Source organism: Altererythrobacter sp. B11, assembly GCF_003569745.1.
Lineage (GTDB): Bacteria > Pseudomonadota > Alphaproteobacteria > Sphingomonadales > Sphingomonadaceae > Croceibacterium_C.
This window is the reverse complement of the sequence record NZ_AP018498.1, coordinates 2,646,918-2,666,812: the sequence shown is the minus strand read 5'-3', so window position 1 is coordinate 2,666,812 and position 19,895 is coordinate 2,646,918. Positions and strand designations below refer to the sequence as shown.

At 63.4% G+C, this 19,895-nt stretch carries 14 protein-coding genes; 8 read left to right on the top strand and 6 right to left on the bottom strand.

The window, feature by feature from the left end; all coding sequences use genetic code 11:
- Positions 1-89: 89 nt before the first annotated feature.
- Positions 90-866, top strand: a complete 777-nt coding sequence (locus AEB_RS12735; RefSeq protein ID WP_119083496.1) for an IclR family transcriptional regulator — start codon at positions 90-92, stop codon at positions 864-866.
- Between the two features lie 6 nt (positions 867-872).
- Here AEB_RS12735 and AEB_RS12730 read toward each other — a convergent pair whose 3' ends face one another.
- On the bottom strand, positions 873-1,964 hold the full coding sequence (locus tag AEB_RS12730; protein ID WP_231958705.1) for an amidohydrolase family protein: 1,092 nt from the start codon (positions 1,962-1,964) through the stop codon (positions 873-875).
- A 194-nt stretch (positions 1,965-2,158) separates the two neighbouring features.
- Between AEB_RS12730 and AEB_RS12725 the strand changes: the two genes are divergently transcribed.
- Genes AEB_RS12725 through AEB_RS12710 form a run of 4 tightly spaced genes read left to right on the top strand, consistent with a single transcriptional unit; the run spans position 2,159 to position 8,588 of the window.
- Positions 2,159-4,600, top strand: a complete 2,442-nt coding sequence (locus AEB_RS12725; protein ID WP_119083495.1) for a TonB-dependent receptor — start codon at positions 2,159-2,161, stop codon at positions 4,598-4,600.
- Between the two features lie 53 nt (positions 4,601-4,653).
- Entirely contained in the window at positions 4,654-5,610 is a 957-nt protein-coding gene (locus AEB_RS12720; RefSeq protein WP_172593091.1) for a TauD/TfdA dioxygenase family protein, read from the top strand.
- Positions 5,610-7,250 carry a thiamine pyrophosphate-requiring protein gene (locus AEB_RS12715; RefSeq protein ID WP_119083493.1) on the top strand — a complete coding sequence of 547 codons (1,641 nt, stop codon included), beginning with the start codon at positions 5,610-5,612 and terminating at the stop codon, positions 7,248-7,250. Before AEB_RS12720 ends, AEB_RS12715 begins: the two co-directional genes overlap by 1 nt.
- A gap of 18 nt (positions 7,251-7,268) precedes the next feature.
- Positions 7,269-8,588, top strand: coding sequence for a spinster family MFS transporter (locus AEB_RS12710; protein ID WP_172593090.1), 1,320 nt, complete (start codon positions 7,269-7,271; stop codon positions 8,586-8,588).
- 6 nt (positions 8,589-8,594) lie between these two features.
- Here AEB_RS12710 and AEB_RS12705 read toward each other — a convergent pair whose 3' ends face one another.
- From AEB_RS12705 to AEB_RS12690, 4 genes are read right to left on the bottom strand one after another with little or no spacing between them, the layout of a single operon-like run.
- The gene (locus AEB_RS12705) at positions 8,595-9,755 is read right to left on the bottom strand and encodes a sensor histidine kinase (protein WP_331851741.1); all 1,161 of its coding nucleotides are present in this window, start codon (positions 9,753-9,755) and stop codon (positions 8,595-8,597) included.
- 2 nt (positions 9,756-9,757) lie between these two features.
- Complete coding sequence (locus AEB_RS12700) at positions 9,758-10,327, bottom strand: chemotaxis protein CheB (protein WP_119083491.1); 570 nt, start codon at positions 10,325-10,327, stop codon at positions 9,758-9,760.
- Entirely contained in the window at positions 10,324-11,160 is an 837-nt protein-coding gene (locus AEB_RS12695; protein ID WP_119083490.1) for a CheR family methyltransferase, read from the bottom strand. Before AEB_RS12695 ends, AEB_RS12700 begins: the two co-directional genes overlap by 4 nt.
- The gene (locus AEB_RS12690) at positions 11,145-14,453 is read right to left on the bottom strand and encodes a response regulator (protein WP_231958990.1); all 3,309 of its coding nucleotides are present in this window, start codon (positions 14,451-14,453) and stop codon (positions 11,145-11,147) included. The genes AEB_RS12695 and AEB_RS12690 overlap by 16 nt, the downstream gene beginning before the upstream one ends.
- Positions 14,454-14,944: 491 nt before the next feature.
- Here AEB_RS12690 and AEB_RS12685 point away from each other — a divergent pair, with 491 nt between their 5' ends.
- From AEB_RS12685 to AEB_RS12675, 3 genes are read left to right on the top strand one after another with little or no spacing between them, the layout of a single operon-like run.
- A complete protein-coding gene (locus tag AEB_RS12685) occupies positions 14,945-17,206 on the top strand; it encodes a TonB-dependent receptor (RefSeq protein WP_119083488.1) in 2,262 nt (753 codons plus the stop codon).
- The gene (locus AEB_RS12680; RefSeq protein ID WP_231958704.1) at positions 17,203-17,781 is read left to right on the top strand and encodes a hypothetical protein; all 579 of its coding nucleotides are present in this window, start codon (positions 17,203-17,205) and stop codon (positions 17,779-17,781) included. The genes AEB_RS12685 and AEB_RS12680 overlap by 4 nt, the downstream gene beginning before the upstream one ends.
- On the top strand, positions 17,778-19,280 hold the full coding sequence (locus AEB_RS12675) for a PepSY-associated TM helix domain-containing protein (RefSeq protein WP_119083486.1): 1,503 nt from the start codon (positions 17,778-17,780) through the stop codon (positions 19,278-19,280). Before AEB_RS12680 ends, AEB_RS12675 begins: the two co-directional genes overlap by 4 nt.
- 54 nt (positions 19,281-19,334) lie before the next feature.
- On the opposite strand, the gene AEB_RS12670 is transcribed toward AEB_RS12675, so the two are convergent.
- Positions 19,335-19,895, bottom strand: a complete 561-nt coding sequence (locus AEB_RS12670) for an alpha-ketoglutarate-dependent dioxygenase AlkB (protein ID WP_119083485.1) — start codon at positions 19,893-19,895, stop codon at positions 19,335-19,337.

Here is a 19,895-nt window from a genome sequence, read left to right as displayed (position 1 = left end):
TCAGCCTTCGGCCCCGCATGATCTCGTCAAATCACATCCTCATGCGATAATGCGGCCCGCGCATCGGCGGAAGAGGAGTAAGGCGAGGAATGGACGAATCGACACAGCGTGGGTCCGGCGCACGCCTTATCGCGCTGTTGAAGCTGATCGGCGAAAGCAGCGGGGATTGTTCCCTGAAGGAACTGGCCGAAGGCACCGGCATGCCGGCCAGCACCGTCCACCGCCTGCTGCAGATACTCCTGCGCAGCGATCTGGTCGAGCGGGGGGAGGGCACGACCTATCGCGCGGGGCGCGAACTGTTCCGTCTTGCCTCGAACATCCTTGGCCAGATGCATTACACCGCTGCGGTGCGCCCTTTCCTGCGGCAGCTGTGGGACAAATGGCAGGAGACGGCGGTGTTCTGCACCTATGACCAGTCCCACCACCGCGCGGTGGTGGTGGAACGGCTGCTGACACCGCATTCGCTGCGGCACACGCTGGAACCCTATACGGAGCTTTCGCTATCGTGGGGGTCCCTCGGGCGTTCGATCCTGGCGTGGCTGGACGATGAGGATCGCGCGGCGGTGTTCGCGCAGCCGCAGACGGGCCCGATAACCGGCACAGTCTTCCCGCCGCAGGATGGGCTGATCGAAGAGCTCGAGGCAATTCGCGCCCGCGGCTGTGCGATCTATCGCAGCCAGGAAGCCGAACTGGCCGGAGTGGCGGGCGCCATCTTCCGCAGCGGCAAGGTCGTCATCGGATCGATCGGCCTGACCATGCCGGCGCGCCGCTTCGATGCGCTCGATCAGGACGACCTGCGTGCCGACGTCGTTGCCGCCGCGCGCGCGGCAAGCGAAGCGTTCGGCCATGTTGAAACGGGGGGCTGAGCCGCTTCAGCCCGGCGTAGGCAGGTGAAACGCCTTCTCCGCATTGCCATGCAGGATGGCTGCGCGCTCAGCGGGTTTCAGCTCGACCTGATCGATGAAGCGGACAGAGGGCTCCATCTCCTCGTAGGGATAATCGATCGCCCACATCACCCGGTCGGCGCCGAGCAAATCGATGGCGTAGCGCAGGGCCGGCCCATGCTCCACGCCGCTGGTGGTGATGAACACATTGCGCTTCATCACCTCGGAGGGTTTGAGCTTGGATGCATAGGCTGATCGGCGGCGTTCGAACCAGTGATCGCTGCGCCACAGGTGGAACGGAATATTCTCACCCATATGGCCGATCACGATGCGCAGGTTGGGCAGGCGATCGAACACGCCGCTGAGGATCAGCCGCATGGCATGCGTCCCGGTTTCTATCGCATAGCCCCAGATGGCCGATTGCAGGCGGTTGTCGCGGAAAGGGGCTGCCATTCCATCCGACGGGCAGCGTGGGTGGATATAGATCGGCCGGTCGAGGGCCGCCGCAGCCTCCAGGATCGGCAGGAACTTGGGATCGTCGAGATATTCGTTGTTGGTGTGCGAGTTCACGATGAAGCCATTGAGGCCGAGCTTCGTGACGGCGCGCTCCATCTCTTTTGCAGCCTGCTTAGGGTCTTGCGGGGCGAAGCTCGCCAGTCCTGCAAAGCGTGTGGGATGGGCACGCACCACCTCGGCGAGGCGGTCGTTCGCCAGCCGTGCCAGCTCGCCCGCGTAACCGGCTTCGAACAGTTGCACCCCGGGTGAGGTGAGCGAGAGGATCTGCATGTCGATGCCCAGCCGGTCCATTTCAGCGAGACGCTGATCGACATCGCGCAGACGGGTGGCGATGCGGTCCGTGCTCGCAGAGCCCGCGGGATTGAGAAGCTGCGCATCCAGATTCGGCCAGCTTCCCGCCGCCACCCGGGCGAGGGCATCCTGCAGCTCCGGGATCGTCCAAGCCTCTTCCACGGCGATGCGGCGCTGGGGCGTCGCGGCGCGTGCCGTTGTGGCCGAAGCGCTCATGACCCCGGCTGCCACCATGCTGCCGGCGAGCACTTGCCGGCGGTCCAAATCCATCATCCTGCCTCTCCATCCGTCCCGGGTCTTCGCCCGTGGAACGCAGAAGCTATCATGGCACTCGCTCTGTCAAGCACGGTATTCCATTATACGGAATAATGATTCCTCATTATGGAAAAAGATTGACAGCTTGCCTCATCAAAAGTCATCTCCGGCCTCAACAAGCGTCGGGAAGGCGCTGAAGAGGGAGAGGGATAATGAACTTGGCAGCACACCTGCTGCGCACCGCAAGTGCGGGCGCGATCGGTTTGATGGCGGTCACCCAGGCCGCCGCACAGGACAGTGGGAGTACGGCTGAGGCGGCGCAGGACGGGCAGGCTCCCGACGCGCAGGCCAATGCCCCGGCTCCACCCGCGACCTCCGCCAACGATATCGTTGTGACGGCGCAATTCCGCTCGCAGCGCCTGCAGGACACCCCTATCGCGATTACCGCGGTCTCCGGCGACATGCTCGAAGCGCGCAGCCAGACCAGCATCGCCGATGTCGCCGCGCAGGCGCCGAACGTGAACCTTCAGGAAGCGCCCGCGACCTACGGCCCATCGATCCAGGCGTTTATCCGCGGCGTGGGGCAGGGCGATTCCACCTTCGCGCTGGAACCCGGCGTGGGCCTCTATGTCGACGACGTCTATTACTCGACGCTCCAGGGATCGATGCTCGACCTGCTCGATCTTGAACGGGTGGAAATCCTGCGCGGCCCGCAGGGAACGCTGGCGGGGCAGAACTCGATCGGCGGCGCGATCAAGCTGTACTCCAAGAAGCCGGACGGTTCGGGCGGCGGCTATCTGCAGGCCACCTATGGGCGGTTCAATCGCACGGAACTGCGCGGGGGGATCAATCTCACGGTGGTGCCGGACCAGCTCTTCCTCCGCGCTTCCGGCGCGGGAGTGAAGAAGGATGGCTATGTCACCCGCTACGATTACCGCTGCACCCATCCGGACTCCGCGGTGCCGACCTTTGCCAGTTCGGATGGCTGCAAGCTGGGGACGGAGGGCGGGAAATCCTACGTCGCCGGCCGGGGCACCTTGCGCTGGGTGCCGAACGATCGGCTTGAGGTGTCGATCATCGGCGACATCACGCGGGACGACAGCGAGTCTGCGCCGTCCACCCTGCTGTATGTCGGCGGCCTCAGCGGCCCCGGCTCCAGCGCCACCGCGCCCTACATGGTCAACGGCGTGCAACTCGGGACGCCGACGGGATCTCCGTTCATCAGCTATTCGCCCTATGGCGATTTTGCGCAGGATAGCTTCACCGACAGCCCCTATGTCAGCTACGAAAACTATCTGAACTATGCGCCGCGGGACGGCACGGCGCCCTATGCCGCTTCCGCCCGTAATTCGCTCGATACCTGGGGCGTCTCGGGTCAGGTTACGCTCGACCTGACAGACACGCTCTCGCTCACCTCGATTACGGCCTATCGCAGCTACAACGCGATCTTCACCTCGGCGGAATCCTCGCCGATCAACACCGCGCTGACGGCCAACGACGTGACGCATCACCAGTTCAGCCAGGAGCTCCGGCTGAGCGGATCGGTGGACGATCTGCTCGACTATACGGTGGGCGGCTATTACTTCGACTCCACCAGCGATGGAGGCTCTCGCGTGCAGTTGCCCACGCTGGAGTTCCGCCAGAACGATCACGTGGAATCCGAAACGAAGGCGGTCTTCGCCAATGCCGAACTCCATGTGACGGACAAGCTCTCGCTCATCGGCGGGTTGCGTTACACCGATATCAGCAAGAGTTTCGAATATGCCCGCAAGGGCAACCCCGGGAGCATCTATGGCGGCGTAGCGCCGCCGGCGCTGGCCCCTCTGGACGGGCTGGTGCGCGTGTTTTCCGGAGATCGGGTGGATTATCGTGCGGCGGTCCAATATCGCTGGACCCCTGACTTCATGACCTATGCGCAGATCGCGACCGGGTTCAAAAGCGGCGGCTCCAACCCGCGGCCGTTCTTTCCCTCCCAGGCCCTCACCCACGACCCCGAAAAGCTCACCGCTTACGAAGTGGGCTTCAAGAGCGACCTGCTGGATCGCATGCTGCGGCTGAACGTCTCCGCCTTCTTCAACAAGTACAGCGACATTCTTGTGTCCGTGTCGACTTGCCCCACGGTCCCGGCTGCACCCTGCGCGCTGCCGCTGAACGCGGGCGAGGCCGATGTGAAAGGCTTCGAGGTTGAGGCGAACCTGAGACCGATCGACGGTCTGCTGATCGACGCCTCGCTGGGCTATCTCGACTTCGATTATCAGACGCTTTCCCCGCTCGCTGAGAGCGCCGGCGTCACGCTGGATATGAACGGTCCCTTCGTGCAGAAATGGCGCTGGAGCGTCGGGGGGCAGTACGAGATCGACCTGGGCGATATCGGCACGCTCACCCCGCGCGTCGATGTCAATTCGCAGAGCAGCTACTACAGCACCGCGATCAACCGGCCGCCCTTCAACGTCGTGCCGGGGCGCACGCTGGTGAATGCGCGGCTCACCTATCGCGATCCGCGCGAGGACTGGCAACTCTCGCTCGAGGTCACGAACCTCACGAACCGGCTCTATTATGATGGGCTGTTCGACAATCGCGCCTCCACGCAGTCGATCCAGGGTCGTCCTGGTCGTCCGCGCGAATGGGCACTCAGCATCAAGCGCTACTTCTGAACGGCACGGTCCCGGGGCCGACGATGGGGTTGCGCCCCGAAAGGAGCACCAGAATGACTATCGAGACGAACACCCTCTCTCCGGCAGGAAGCAGCGCAGCCGGCACCATCGTCGCAGGGTTGCCGATGCCGGAGTTCCGCCGGATCACGGTGGAGCCGATCTCCGGCGCCTGCGGCTGCGAGATCAGCGGGGTGGACCTGCGCCAGCCGTTGGACGAGGAAACGCTGGCCGAGGTCATGAAGGCGTTCGAGCATTTCCTGGTCATCGTGTTCCGCGATCAGGATCTGACACCCGAACAACACAAGGCCTTCTCCCGCTATTTCGGGCCGATCACGGAGCTGCCGCAGGCGCCGACCTATGGCGACCATCAGGACATGCAGGAAGTGCGGCGCGAGGCGCACGAGCCCGAGAACGTCGTGCCTTCGTTCGAGCATTTCCACACCGACAGCCCATTCTTGCTGCAGCCGCCGCTGTGCATCGTGATGCGCGCGCTGGAAGTGCCGAAGTTCGGCGGCGATACGGCCTTTTCCAATGGCTACCTCGTCTATGAGCATCTCTCCGACAGCATGAAGGAACTGCTCGACGGGCTTCAGGTCGTCTATTCGGGCAAGGATATCTGGGCCAAGAACGAAAAGCTGCCGCCCGAGAAGCGCCTGCGCCTGCGCGAAGCGCATGGCTTCGGAGAGGATGAGCTGGAGAACATCCATCCGGCCGTCCGTGTGCACCCCGTGACGGGCCGCAAGGCGCTGTTCGCCACGAGTGCGTATTTCAAGCGCTTCGTCGGATGGAGCGAGGACGAAAGCCGGGCGCTGCTGAACTATCTGCAGGGCCTTGCTCAGCATCTCCACTATCACTGCCGCGTGAAGTGGAAGAAGGACACACTCATCGTCTGGGACAATCGCTTCCTGCTGCACCGGGGCGTGCACGACTTCAAATATGAGCGGCGGCATCTGATCCGCACCACGATCATGGGCGAGCGGCCGATCGGCCCCGCCGACGGGAAGGCGTGATGGCGGCGAAAATGAAGGTCGGCGGCGCGATTGCCGAGATACTGAAGCGCGAAGGCGTGGATGTTATCTTTGGCTATCCGCGCAACGCCGTGCTGGAAGAGGCCGCGGCGATCGGCATCCGGCCGATAATCGTGCGGCAGGAGCGCACCGGGGTCCACATGGCCGATGCGCTTTCGCGCCTGACCCGCGGCAAGCGCATGGGCGTGTTTGCGATGCAGCACGGGCCGGGCACGGAGAACGCCTATGGCGGCGTGGCGCAGGCCTATTCGGAGTCCGTTCCGGTGTTGGTCCTGCCCCAGGGCTATGCCCGCCACATCGCCCATGTTCCGGATAACTACAACGCCAGCATCTCCATGCGCGATGTCACCAAGCATGCCGAGCCGATTACGCTGCCGGAGCAGACCTCCAACATCATGCGCCGCGCTTTCACCCAGCTGCGCAATGGGCGGCTGCGGCCGGTGCTGGTGGAGATGCCCTGGGACGTGCTCGCCGAAGAGATCGACGCGCCGGAGCATTATGAGCCGGTCGTCCGCGTGCGCTGCGGCCCGGACCCTGACGATGTCCGCAAGGTGGCGCAGCGTCTTGTGCAGGCGGACCGTCTGGTCATCCACGCGGGGCAGGGCGTCCATTGGGCGAATGCCTATGCTGAGCTGAAGGCGCTGGCCGAGCTTCTCGCCGCGCCCGTCTCCACCAGCCTCGAAGGGAAGAGCGCGTTCGACGAAACCCATCCGCTTGCGCTCGGCTCCGGCGGGGCGGCCATCCCCGGGCAATTGCGCCATTTCCTGGATCATGCCGATGTCATCCTCGGCATCGGCTGCAGCTTCGGCGAGACGGCGTTCGGTGTGCGGATGCCGCCGGGCAAGGAAATCATCCACGCCACGCTGGACTCGGCGGACCTCAACAAGTCGGTCCCGTGCAGCCAGGCGCTGGTCGGTGACGCGAAGCTGACCCTCGCCGCGCTGCACGAGGCGTGTCGCGAGCTGCTCAATGCACCGCACGACGCCGAGCCTGTGGCGCGGGAGATTGCCGCCGTGGAAAAGGATTGGCTGGCCGAATGGCTGCCGCTGCTGACCTCGGACGATGCGCCGCTCAGCCCCTATCGGGTGCTGTGGGATCTGCAGCAGACGGTGGACGTGGCCAACACCATCATCACCCATGACGCGGGCAGTCCGCGTGACCAGCTGACACCGTTCTGGAAGTCGATCACACCGCTCAGCTATATTGGCTGGGGCAAGTCCACGCAGCTCGGTTATGGCCTGGGCCTTGCCATGGGCGCGAAGCTCGCCTGTCCGGACAAGCTGTGCATCAATGTGTGGGGCGACGCGGCGATCGGCTTCACGGGAATGGACTTCGAAACGGCCGTACGCGAGCGGCTGCCGATCCTGTCGATCCTGCTCAACAACGAGGCCATGGCGATCGAACTGCCGATCATGCCGGTTGCGACGGAGCGTTATCGGGCGACGGACATCTCGGGAGACTACGCGGCTTTCGCGCGTGCGCTTGGCGGGCACGGCGAACGCGTAACCCGGCCGGAAGACATCGTGCCCGCTCTCCATCGCGCTCTTGCTGCGATCGAGGGGGGCAAGCCGGCACTGGTGGAGTTCATCACTGCGAAGGAGACGCGGGCCTCGCGCCTGTAACCGCCCATGGAGAAGAGCATGGCCAGCGAGCGATTGTCTGCGGTTCAGATGGACGGGGCGGGAGAGAAAGGGGACTGGAGCTTTCCCGCCGTATACACCCTGGGTTTCCTGACCCTGGTTTCGGCGTTCAACTATCTCGATCGCTCGCTGCTCGGGCTGGCCCTGCCGGCGATCAAGGCAGAGATGCATATTTCCGATACGGCGCTCGGCCTCGTTTCGGGGTTCGCCTTCCTGCTCTTCTATTCCATCCTCGGCATGCCGATCGCCTGGCTGGCCGACCGCTACAATAGGCGCAACATCATTGCCCTCGGCTTCGCCTTCTGGAGCTGCATGACCCTGCTCACGGGATGGGTGGTCAACATCTGGCAATTGGCGCTCACCCGGTTCCTCATGGGCGCCGGCGAGGCCTGCGGGATTGCCCCCTCCAACTCGATCATATCGGACATATTCCGCGCCGAGCGCAGGACACTGGCTTTCTCCATCTTCGGCACGGCGGTGTCGATTTCCTCGATCCTGTTCTTCCCGGTGATGGGCTGGGTGGGGCACGTCTACGGCTGGCGTGCCATGTTCGTTGCCGCCGGGGTGCCGGGTATTGTCCTGTCCTTGATGTTCATCCTCACTGTGAAGGAGCCGCAACGCGGGGCCTCCGACGCGAAGCGGAAGGTGCGGACGGAGAAGGAGAGCTTCGCAGCAACGCTGGCATTCCTGCTCCATTCCCGCGCCTATATCTGCATAGTGTGCGGTGCGACGCTGATGGGGCTCAACGTCTTTGCGGCAAGTGTCTGGACGCCCACTTTCCTTACCCGCGTCCATCACATGACGCTGGTCGAAGTGGCCGCCACCATCGGCCCGATCCGCGGTGTCTTCGGCCTTGCGGGTGTCCTGCTCGGCGGGCTGTTGATCGACCGGCTTATCCGCCGGGCCTCGCATTGGCGGATGACGATCCCCGCGCTAGCCTGTCTGCTCGCCGCTCCGGCGGAGCTGGTGTTCATCCTGGCAGATGACAGCTGGCTGTGGCTGACGGCCTATGCCATCTCGGCCTTCCTGCTGCTGGTCCATCAGGGGCCGGTGTTCGCCGCGATCGTCAGCGTGGCGCGCGTCCGCATGCGGGCGCTGGCGACGTCGATCCTGCTCTTCAGCGCGGCGCTGGTCGGCCAGGCTCTCGGCCCCCTAATCGTCGGTGCGCTCAACGACCTTCTTCAGCCGAGCCTGGGCGACATCGCCATTCGCTATTCGATGCTGGTGATCGTGGTGACTGCAGCACTGGCGGGGCTGTTGTTCCTGCTTGCAGGCCGCTTCCTCGACGCCGATGCACGGAGGGCTCTGGAAGACGAGTGATAGGGGTCAGCGAACCGCTGGTCGATTTGAGCCTAGCGCGATCAGGGGCAAGCGAACTTCGAAGGTGCTGCCGACGCCAGGGGCGCTCTTCTGCAGGGCGATGGAGCCCCCGTGCATCTCCGCCAGTTCCTTGGCCAAGGCAAGGCCGATACCCAGCCCGTCGCCCACCACGCTCAGTCCGGGGTCAGCCTGGGCAAATATTTCGAAGATGCGCGCCTGTTGATCGGGCGCGATGCCGATGCCGTTGTCGGCAACCTCGATGAGGGCGCAGCCATCGACGTCTCGAACGGTGACGCAAATCTCGCCGCCCGGCGGTGTGTACCTGGCGGCATTTCCCACCAGATTGCTCACGATTTGAATGATGCGTGCGGGATCGGCATCGAGCGTGAGCGGCGCGTCCGGTAGATCGATCTGCAGGGCATGGCCCGCCGAGGTGATGGCAGGCCGCGCCAGGTCGACAGCCTGCAGGACCACTGGCTGCAGCTGGACGAGTTCCTTGCGCAGCGAGATCTTGCCCTGCTCGATGCGGGTGATGTCGAGCAGGTCGTCTACCAGCCGCGACACATGGGCGATGTTCTGCTGCATCGCCGCGCGCACCTGTTCCGCCGCCGCCGGGCTGCTGCTCCGGTCAAGGATGTTCAGCCCGGATCGGAGGGCCATCAACGGATTGCGGAGTTCGTGGCCCAGGACCGCAAGGAAGCGGTTTTTCTGGTGGTCGGCGGCCTTCAATGCCGTGCTGAGCACTTCCAGATCGTCTCGCTGAGCCGCTATCTGGCGGCGCTGGTCATAGAGGTCGATGAACACGTCGGCTTTCGAGCGCAGGACGTCCGCCTCGATCGGCTTCTGGATGAAATCCACGGCCCCGGCCTCATATCCACGGAAGCGCCGCGAAGTGTCGCCCGTGCCGGCGGTCACGAATATAATGGGAATATGGCGCGACCGTTCGTTGGCGCGCATATACTCGGCGAGTTCGAACCCGTCCATGCCGGGCATCTGAACATCGAGCAGGGCCAGCGCGTAATCATTCTCCAGCATCAGTTCGAGCGCTTCCTCGCCGCTGCGCGCAGTATGGAAGGCGAGCCCGTCACGCTGCAACAGGGCCTCGAGGGCCATGAGATTCTCGGCGAGGTCGTCGACCAGCAGGAAGGTGATGGGGTTCGTCGACACGATCAGGGGGCCGCCGTTTTTTTGAGACACGTTGCGATTTGCTCGAGCGTCAGGATGCGGGCGCCAGGGCAGGCGTGGAGTGCAGCGGAGGGCATTGCGGCAACCTCGGCGGTTGCGGGATTCTGCACGATCGCAACGCCGCCTGCTTCCGCGATCGCTTTCAGGCCGAGCGCCCCGTCGCTGTTGGCACCGGTCATGATGACACCGGTTAACTCAGCGCCGAACGCGTCGGCTGCAGTTTCGAATAGCACATCGATTGCGGGACGGGAGTGATTCACCGCCTCGTCCGAACTGAGTGCGAGAGTCTCCTCCGTTTCCACCAGGAGATGATAATCGGGTGGAGCGAAGTAGATCGTCCCTGGGCGCAGCGGCTCCTTGTCTTCAGCCTCCTTCACCCGCAGTCGGCATTTGCGCGCGAACAGCTCGACGAGGGCATTGTCCCTCCGCGGCGGTACATGGATCACCACCACGAGGGGGATCGGGAAGTCCGCGGGCAGTTCCGGAAGCACGTCGGACAGGGCCTGCACGCCGCCCGCCGAAGCGCCTACGACCACGAGGCGCGCCTTCGTCACGATTTCCTCCGGTAGATTTTCTCTTCCCGCACGAACTCCGAGAATCCGTCCGCATGCGCGGAAAACCGTAGGCTTTCCTTAGCCCCGATGCCCAAGAAGCCGCGCCGCGCCAGGGAGTCGCGGAACAAGGCGACCACGCGATCCTGAAGCTCGCGGTCGAAATAGATCAGCACATTGCGGCACGAAATCAGGTGCATCTCGCCAAACGCGGCATCGGTGACCAGGCTATGATCCGAAAACACAGTGCGGGCGCGGAGCGACTTGTCGAACACGGCGCGTCCATAATCGGCGGTGTAGTAATCCGATAGCGAGGATTGCCCCCCGGATAGCTGGTGGTTCTCGGTGAAGGTCCGCACCCGGTCCAGCGGATAGATTCCCGCCTGTGCCGCCTTCAGCGCAGCGGGATTGATGTCCGTCGCATAGAAGATCGTCTTGTCGGCCAGACCTTCCTCGTGAAACAGGATCGAGAGAGAATAAAGCTCCTCCCCATTGCTGCATCCCGCCACCCAGACTTTGAGGGAGGGATAGGTGCGCAGATGTGGGATTACCTTTTCGCGCAGTGCCCTGAAGTAAGAGGGATCGCGAAACATCTCGCTGACCTGGACGGTCAGGTAATTCAGTAGCCGGGGCAGGACCGTCTCGTCATGCAGCACGGCGGATTGCAGGGCGGATATGCTCTCGCAACCGAGGTTCACCCGCGCCTGCAACAGCCGCCGCTTGATCGATGCGCGGGCATAGTGGCGGAAATCATAGTGATAGTTGCGATACAGGGCATCCAGCAGCAGCTGGATTTCGACATCCTCGACAGCTTCTTTTTTCACCGGGGCATCCATACCCGGACCAGAGAAAGGAGCTTGTCCACGTCTATCGGCTTGGACATGTAGTCGTTTGCACCGGCGTCCAGGCACTTCTGCTGGTCGTCGGGCATCGCCTTGGCAGTCAGCATCACGATGGGCAACTTGCTCCACCGCTCATCCGCGCGAATGGCGCGGGCGGCGGTGAGGCCGTCCATCACCGGCATCATCACGTCCATCAGGACCAGGTCGATCCGCTTCTCCGGGTCGCCGGTCGAATCCGCCAGCGCGTCGAGCGCTTCCTGCCCGTTGCGAGCGATGCGGGTCAGCGCGCCGCGCGGTTCAAGCACGCTGGTGAGCGAGTAGACGTTGCGCACATCGTCTTCGACGATGAGGATCCGCCGCCCTTCCAGGGCAGCATCGCGGTGGCGCGCCTTTTCGATCATCTGCCGCTGCTCGGGTGGCAGGTCGGACACGACCCGGTGGAGGAACAGCGACACCTCGTCCAGCAGGCGTTCGGGCGACTTGGCGCCCTTGATGATGATCGAGCTGGAATAGCGCTGCAGGCGCTGTTCCTCTTCATCGGACAGGTCGCGGCCGGTGTAGACGATCACCGGCGGATGGGCGCGACCCTCGTCCTCGCTCAATTCTTCGAGAAGAGAGAAACCCGAGGCGTCGGGAAGCGAGAGATCGAGCACCATGCAATCGTAATTGCTCGTGCGCAGTTCCTCCATGCATTTGGCAGCGGTGCCCACGCCAACGGTTTCCACATCCTGAGACTGCAGCAGCCTGGCCACCGCCTCGCGCTGGACTTCGTCGTCCTCCACGATCAGCACGCGTCGCATGCGCGAGGACAATTTCTGCTGCAGCCCGGAGAGCGCTTCTGCCAATTGCTCGCGCATGGCCGGCTTGCCCAGGAACCCGACGGCCCCCAGCGCCAGAGCCGTCTGCGCCTGGTCGGTGCCGGATATGACATGGATGGGGATGTGGCGCGTCTCGTCCTCGTGCTTGAGGCGATCCAGCACCGTCAGTCCCGATTGATCGGGTAATCCCAGGTCGAGGACGATGGCGCTGGGCTTGTATTCGCGGGCGAGGTCTATCGCCTCCTGCGCCGTTCCGGCAATGATGCACTGGAACCCCATCTCGCGCGACAGATCGCATACGATACTGGCGAAATTCGGATCATCCTCGATCACCAGCAGCAGCCGTTTACCTTCGGCTAGCACGAGCCGGTCGTCGTCCACCTCGCTGGCGGGCGCGGCTGCGCCAATGCTGCGCGATGCGGAAGTGCGCGCCGGTGGTGGGGCAGGGGGCGGGGCTAGCGGGGCTTCAGAGCGCGTAGCGATCTTCGCCGGGTCATAGGCGAGGGGCAGGGTGACAAAGAAGGTGCTGCCTTTTCCGACTTCGCTGTCCAGCCGGATCGTGCCGCCCAGCAGCCGGACCAATTCGCGCGAAATAGAGAGGCCCAGGCCGGTTCCCCCGAACTTGCGACTGATCGTGCCGTCCGCTTGGCGGAAGGCCTCGAAAATCGATTCCTGTTGCTCGGGTGAAATGCCGATGCCGGTGTCGCTCACCGCGATCTCCAACGTGCCCGGCGAGCCTTCCGAGACCGACAGGCTCACGCTGCCCCGCTCGGTAAACTTGAGGGCATTTGAAAGCAGGTTCTTGAGCACCTGCTCCAGCCGCATGCGATCGGTCTCGATCATTCGAGGGGTGCCGGGGGCGAGGCTTATGTCAAGCTTCAGGCCGCGCTCTTTCGCGACCGGCTCGAACAGCTGGCGCATGTCGGTTGCGAGCCGTTCGCTCGATACCGGGGCGGGCTGGATTTCGACATGGCCAGCCTCGATCTTCGACAGGTCGAGGATGTCGTTGATCAGCGTCAGCAGATCGTTGCCCGAGGATTCGATCGTTCGGGCAAACTTGATCTGCTCGGCTGACAAATTGCCGTCGGAATTGTCGGCCAGCAGCTTGGAGAGGATCAGCAGAGAGTTCAGCGGCGTGCGCAATTCGTGGCTCATGTTCGCCAGGAAGTCGGATTTGTACTGGCTAGCCTGCTCCAGCTCCCGCGCCTTGATCTGCAGGGATGCCGCCGCGCGGCGCAGCTCGTCGCGCTGCGTCTCAAGCGTCTGCGCCTGTTCTTCCAGCTGGCTGTTGGTCTGCTCGAGCTCGACCTGCTGAAGTTCCAGCCGCGCCTGAGACTCCTTGAGCGCGTTGCCTTGCTCTTCCAGTTCTTCGTTGGAGACGCGCAGCTCTTCGCTTTGCGCCTGCAATTCGCCGGCCTGCCGCTGGGTTTCCTCCAGCGCGTCCTGCAAGCGTTCGCGGAAGCGCGCCGAACGCAGCGCAATTCCCATGGCGCCGGCGGATTGCTCAAGCAGTTCGAGAGTGCGCTCGTCCACCTGCTCGAAGAAGCCGAACTCCATCACCGCATTGACGATGCCGTCCGCCGCGGTGGGGGCGATAATGAGATGGCGAGGTGTGTCACTGCCGAGAGCGGAGCCGATCTTCAGGTAATTTTCCGGGATATCCGCGAGCACGATCGGCTGCCCGTCCTTGACGACCTTGCCCAGCAGACCCTCTCCCTGCAGGAAGGACTGCGGAATGTCGGCATCGGCCGGCACCCCGAGCGTGGCGACCCGGGTGAACGTGCCTGCTTCGCCCTTGAAGAGCGCTGCCGCCTTGGCGTCCGTTGCTTGTGCGAGGAAGGACAGCACGGCCGATGCCAGCTGAGCGACGGTCTTGTCTCCGCGCATGGCCGCTGCCAGCCCCATCTGCGCCGTTTGCAGCCATTGCTGTCGTTCCCGGTTACGCCCGTTGCGCACCATTAGGCCGAACACGGTGAGAGTGAGCAGACCACCGATCAGGCTGGTGACGATTGCGCTCCACACCGCCTGTTGCGATGCGCTGGCGAGATCATCCACCCGCATTTGCCGAGCGCTCAATTCCTCGCGGCGCATCCGTCCCAGATGGTTGCGAATGTCGTCCATCGCCACCTTGCCGCGATCATTCGACACCTCGGCAATCGCAGCGACCATGCCTTGTTGGCGCCGCAACTCGATGACCCGGGCGAGCTCGCGAAGCTTGATATCGATCGCCGTCTTGAGCGGAGCGAGGTTTTCGCGCTGCACCGGATCATTCCCGGTCATGTTCTGGAGCGCCGCAAGGTGCTGGCGTATTTCTGCCACCCCATCGAGATAGGGGCCCAGATAGGCATCGTCACCCGTCAGCAAGAAGCCGCGCTGTCCTGTTTCCGCATCAAGGGCGGCAGTGAGGACATCGTCGAGCTTGGTGAGCACCTCGTGAGTCGTGCGCACCTGCGCTTCGCTTTCGCGCATGTTCTGCAGGTTCGAATAGGCCGCGATCGCGCTGACGAGGAAAAACCCCACCCCAAGGATCAGACCCGCGATCGACCAGCCCGTCGCAGCGCTGCGGAGCTCCCGCACATTCAGTATCTGTTTCAAAATAGGCGCCTTCGAGAAGTGGCTCTGGCCGGGTTGGCGACGGATACTCCTGATAGCAATACGCCTCTGGCGCAAACGGCAATTTTTAACCGCGCTTTTCTCTCCCGCATTACGATCGGCCAGGCGCGCAGACGAGGTTCGGCAGCAGCGCCGGTCCACGCTGGTCCTCACCGTGCCCCTCTGAAGGCGCTTTGTTGGGCGATAGGCACATCGACGAGCGGTTTGGTGGAGGAAAGGCACTTGCCGAAGAGCTGTGAGCCCGTGGTTCGCCACTAGTGGTGCGTCCATGACCACGGGCGATTAAATCGCGATTGACTCGCATTAGCGACGACGTCTAAGCGCGCCCCGTTGAAAATGGGGGGCTCATGAAGCATTTTGTCTTTCTATCCGCATCGCTGCTCGTGGCGCTGCCTGCCACGTCTGTAGCGGCTGCCGATCAAGCCCCGTCGCCGGACGAGCAGAACGAGATCATCGTCACTGGGGAAAAGGCTGCGCGCAGCCTCCAGGAAACGACGGCCTCGGTCAGTGTCACGACGGACACAAAGCTGGCGGAAGAGAACATCCTGACGATTCAGGATATCTACAATCGCACTGCTAACGTCTCGGAAACCTACGGTGCTTCGGGCTTCTCGATCCGCGGCATCGACCAGCGCGGCGTTTCGGGGGGTGGCGACGCGGCGACAGCGACGGTCTTCGTCGACGGCGCGCCGGTGCCGCAGGACGTGCTGTCGAACGGCCCGACGGATATGTGGGATGTCGCGCAGGTCGAAATCTTCAGAGGACCGCAATCGACCATCCAAGGGCTCAACGCGCTGGCCGGCGCGGTGCATATCCGTACGCAGGATCCGACCTTTGACTGGAGCCTGAGGGGTCGCGCGCTCGTATCCTCCTTCGATACGACCCAGTTCGCTGTTGCGGGCGGTGGACCGATCATACCCGACGAACTCGCCTTCCGCGTATCAGCCGAGAAACGCGATTCTGACGGCTACATCCGCAATATCACGCGAAACGAACCGGAAAGTGGGGTGGATTCCACCTCGGTCCGCGGCAAGCTGCTCTGGACGCCATCGGCCCTCGAGGGCTTCCAGGCGCGGCTCGGCTATCATCATTTCGAGACCGAGGGTGGCTACCTCTTCACCTATGTCGACCGGTCGGTCGGGGACTATTTCGACCACCGGACAAACCCGTCGGATTACCCTAACAGCAGTGATGTCAACAACGATCAGGTGACGCTGGACTTGCGTTATGCTTTGGACAGCGGCCTGTCGCTCAGCGCCCTCGGCACATGGACGGACACCGACTTCATCCGCAAATATGATGGCGATTCCTCGGCCGCCAGCATCGCGTACAGCGATATCGCGGGGGGAGCAGAGACCTTCACCCAGGAACTGCGCCTCAACTATGAAGGCGCCCGGCTGAGCGGCCTCGTGGGTCTGTTCTACTACAATCGGGATCAATATCGGCGCGCGCATCAGGTGACACTGGTGCCGACACCCGGCCCGACCATTACGAACCTGCTGACGCCGCTGTTAGGTGCGCAGACCGCGACACAGGTTGCAGCGCTTTACACCGCTGCGCTGCCCAACATACCGGTCGATTACACATCGGACTTCCCGACCAAGGTGGAGACGATGGCAGTGTTCGCCGACGCGCGCTACCGCCTGACCGAACGGCTCTCGCTGCTGGGCGGCTTCCGCTACGACCGAGAACGCAATACGATCGGTGGCGAGGCCATCGCCACCTTCGCCGGTACCTTGCCCGATCCAACGGCTTACGGTCCGCTGGCTCCTGCATTCGAAGGGGTGAATGCCGCCGTGCTGAGCCTGGTCGATGATGCCAACGGCTCGGCCCCGGTGGGCACACGGACCTTCAACGCCTTTCTGCCCAAAGGCGGCCTCGAAATGGCGTGGACAGCCGATCTTGCGACCGCCTTCGTGGTACAGCGCGGCTATCGCTCCGGTGGGAGTGGCTTCAATACAGCTCGCTCACAACTCTTTCCCTATGATCCGGAGTTTACCTGGAACTATGAGCTGTCGCTGCGCTCGGCCTGGCTCGACGGTCGCCTGACGGTCAATGCCAACGCCTTCTACATCGACTGGTCCGATCAGCAGACTACCGCCAATTTCGGCAATGGCGTCTACGATACGCATACGGTCAACGCGGGCAAATCGCATCTCTACGGCTTCGAGCTGGAGCTGGCCCACCGCGTGGCTCCCGCTTTCGATTGGTATGCGAGCGTTGGGCACACCCGCACGAAGTTCGACGAGTTCGTGGCCGATGTAGGTTCCATTACCGACCTCTCGGGTCTGGAATTTCCTTATGCGCCGAAATGGACCCTCGCGGGCGGAGCAAATGTGAGGTTCGGCGGCGGCTTTAACGCCAATGTCAACGCCAGCTTTCGCAGCGCCGTCTACACCGACGTGTCGATCCCGCAGGCAGACAGCCGTGTCGGCGCGCGCACACTGGTCAACGGCCGCGTCGGTTATGAGGCCGAGCACTGGAGCCTGTCGTTGTTCGCCAACAATTTGTTGGACGAGAAGTATGACCAGTATGTCAACAGCGTCACGAACTTTGCGATCATCGGCACGCCGCGCAGCTTCGGCGTAGTTCTGGAAGCAGGATTTTGACCGGCGTCGCTCTAATCGGCGCAATGGTGGTGATCCTCGGCGGCGCGACCGTCGGAGCCTGGATGCTGCGCCGTTCCTGGAGCCTCAAAGCCGGCAAGGCGCCGTGGCGCTGGACTGGATTGATCCTGCTGTTGCTCAGCATCCTCTGGCCCGCCTGGGTATCGGGAGAGGCGCGCGGTCCTTTCATTGCGCTCACGCTGCTGCCGCTGGCCGCTTTCACGGTCATCGCCTCGGGCTACACTCTCCGGCCGGCCAAAGCGGGTCGAACCGCGCGCGGCGGCTTGGCTCCCGAACCGGCGGAGCGCGAGTCCAGCACCTGGCGCACGGCACTGCGCTGGTCGCTCGCCGGCCCTATCGGGATGGTCGCGGCAATGGGGTTGGGCATCAGCTATGCCGTATGGGCTCCCGGTGAGACGCAGACGCGGCTATTGATCGGCGGACTGATTGTGCCCCTGGCGTGGGGCTGCGCGATGGCATGGACCTTAGCGGACAGCCGCATCCTGCGCGCCGCCGCGGTTCTGACGGGAACTGCCGTTGCCGGTTTTGGCGCCGCTATGATCAAGGGGTTCACATGAGGAAAACGCAAAAAGGTGCCGCTTTTCCGTCGCCAAACCTGGTGCGTGCGGTGCTCAAGGGGCACAGCGGCCTGGGCCTGACATTCGCCGCGATGCTGTATCTTGTATGCCTGACCGGCACGATCGCCGTTTTCGCCAACGAGTTTCAACGCTGGGAGAACCCCGCCGCGGAGCGTATTGAGACGATCTCCGCGGAAGCTGTCGAGGCAGCTTATCAGGCCGCGCTGGATCGCACGGCCGGCCCGGCAGAGCACGTGCTCATCCTGATGCCCAGCGAAGACCGGCCATGGCCGACGCTGCGGGTCGATACCCAGGACGGGACGCAGACGACCTGGGTCGCTGATGGTGCGGGCCGCATTACGGGACAGGTCCGCGAGAGTTGGACGAAATTCCTGACACGCCTGCACATCAACCTGCACCTGCCGCAAAGCTGGGGCATTTTCATTGTTGGGCTGACCGGCGTCGCTTTGCTTTCCTCGCTCATCTCTGGGCTTCTGGCGCATCCGCGCATCTTCCGCGACGCGTTCCATTTGCGCCTGGGCGGATCGCGGCGCCTGCAGGAGGCCGATTTGCACAACCGGATAGGGGTGTGGGCGCTGCCCTTCCACGTTACGGTTTCGCTGACCGGAGCCCTGCTTGGCCTCAGCTCAATCATCATCGGCGCGATTGGCCTCGCGGTATTCCAGGGCGACACCGCCAAGGTGTATGCCATCTTTACGCCGCCGCATCCGGCAGAGGATGCGCGGCCCGCGCCGCCGCTCGACCTGCGGCCGCTCTTCGCCAGTGTTGAGGCGCGAACGCCGGAAGGGCGCATCAGCTATGTCGTCGTAGAACATCCCAGCGAAATGGGCGCAGCTGCAATGTTTGAGGTGGAGGATGGCTCATCGCGGCTGGCCAATGCGAATAGCTATGCGTTCGATCGGAGCGGCCAACTCTATTACGAGCAGAAGGCGGCGGAGAACAATGTCGGCCAGCAAATCCTTGGCTCCCTCGGGCTCCTGCACTTCGGGTGGTTCGGCGGCGGCGCAATCAAGATCGCCTATGCCCTGCTGGGCCTTGGCTTGACCTATCTGGCGGCGGGCGGCGTCAACATCTGGCTGGCGCGACGCAGGGACAAAGGAAGGCCCGCGCCCGGCTGGGAGCGCGTGTGGACTGCGACGGTTTGGGGGCAGCCTGTTGCGCTGACATGCGCCGCGCTTGCTGCGCTGTTCACATCATTGGTTGCGCCGCTGATCTGGACGTGGGCTGCTGCAAGCATCGGGATGTTCGGGGTCGCGGCCCTGGTCCTGCCGTCCACGCTTTCGCGGATCGCTCGTGTGATCACGGGTGCGCTATTGATCGCTCTTTCTCTCGCGCATCCGGTTTTCGTGGGGAGTGGCGACAGCGTGGCCTTGATCGTGGATGGCACTCTCGTGCTGATCGGACTTAGCTTCGTTGCAACCGCTGTGAAGCAGGCTTCAGCGAAGCAACCGAAGCACGGCGTTCCACGCGTTCATTAATGCCTGGATGTCAGCTGGCCAGAGCGGGTGTCGGCCAAGCGAAAGGCCGGGGCATCACGAGGCGAGACTGCGAAACGTGATCGACCAGCGCGGCACTTCCATAGGAGTAATGCTGTGCTCCCAATTATGCCGAACTTCGCCGGACAGGTGATAGAAGGACCGGGGCGCGAGCAGGACCTTGGCCCGATCAAAGCCAGCGTCCGTCCGCCGCCGCAATCGCAAGGTGGCCGAATGGCCCAAAGACAGGCCGACGATCTCCCCGAACACCGGGCGATCCTTGTGCCAGCCGATACCGGCACCGGGATCATAGCGGATGAGAAGCGCCTGGACGAGTGCCCCCTCAGCCAGGCCGGCAAATTGCTCTGCGCTGCTCCGCAGCCCGAGAAGCCAGTCTGGAAAGGGAGCAGTCGGCCCGAAGCGCCCATTTTCGAAATCGTAGCTCCAGCCGAACGAGCAGGTCAGCCGCTTGCCGGTCCACTGCTGAAACCGAAACGGCCTGAGGTCTTGCGCATCGATGCGCGCAATAAGTCCTTCTTCCTCCTCTGCGGAGACCGCGTGGTCATGCATCCTGAAGCCGGGCACGAAAGACGCCCCAAACAAGTCAGCGGAAGCCAT

Excerpts from the sequence above, each read along its gene's own strand:
- AEB_RS12735 (WP_119083496.1), top strand. The coding sequence starts at position 90 with ATGGACGAATCGACACAGCGTGGGTCCGGCGCACGCCTTATCGCGCTG.
- AEB_RS12730 (WP_231958705.1), bottom strand. The coding sequence starts at position 1,964 with ATGATGGATTTGGACCGCCGGCAAGTGCTCGCCGGCAGCATGGTGGCA.
- AEB_RS12725 (WP_119083495.1), top strand. The coding sequence starts at position 2,159 with ATGAACTTGGCAGCACACCTGCTGCGCACCGCAAGTGCGGGCGCGATC.
- AEB_RS12720 (WP_172593091.1), top strand. The coding sequence starts at position 4,654 with ATGACTATCGAGACGAACACCCTCTCTCCGGCAGGAAGCAGCGCAGCC.
- AEB_RS12715 (WP_119083493.1), top strand. The coding sequence starts at position 5,610 with ATGGCGGCGAAAATGAAGGTCGGCGGCGCGATTGCCGAGATACTGAAG.
- AEB_RS12710 (WP_172593090.1), top strand. The coding sequence starts at position 7,269 with ATGGCCAGCGAGCGATTGTCTGCGGTTCAGATGGACGGGGCGGGAGAG.
- AEB_RS12695 (WP_119083490.1), bottom strand. The coding sequence starts at position 11,160 with ATGGATGCCCCGGTGAAAAAAGAAGCTGTCGAGGATGTCGAAATCCAG.
- AEB_RS12690 (WP_231958990.1), bottom strand. The coding sequence starts at position 14,453 with ATGCGCGAAAGCGAAGCGCAGGTGCGCACGACTCACGAGGTGCTCACC.
- AEB_RS12685 (WP_119083488.1), top strand. The coding sequence starts at position 14,945 with ATGAAGCATTTTGTCTTTCTATCCGCATCGCTGCTCGTGGCGCTGCCT.
- AEB_RS12675 (WP_119083486.1), top strand. The coding sequence starts at position 17,778 with ATGAGGAAAACGCAAAAAGGTGCCGCTTTTCCGTCGCCAAACCTGGTG.
- AEB_RS12670 (WP_119083485.1), bottom strand. The coding sequence starts at position 19,895 with ATGGCTTCCGCTGACTTGTTTGGGGCGTCTTTCGTGCCCGGCTTCAGG.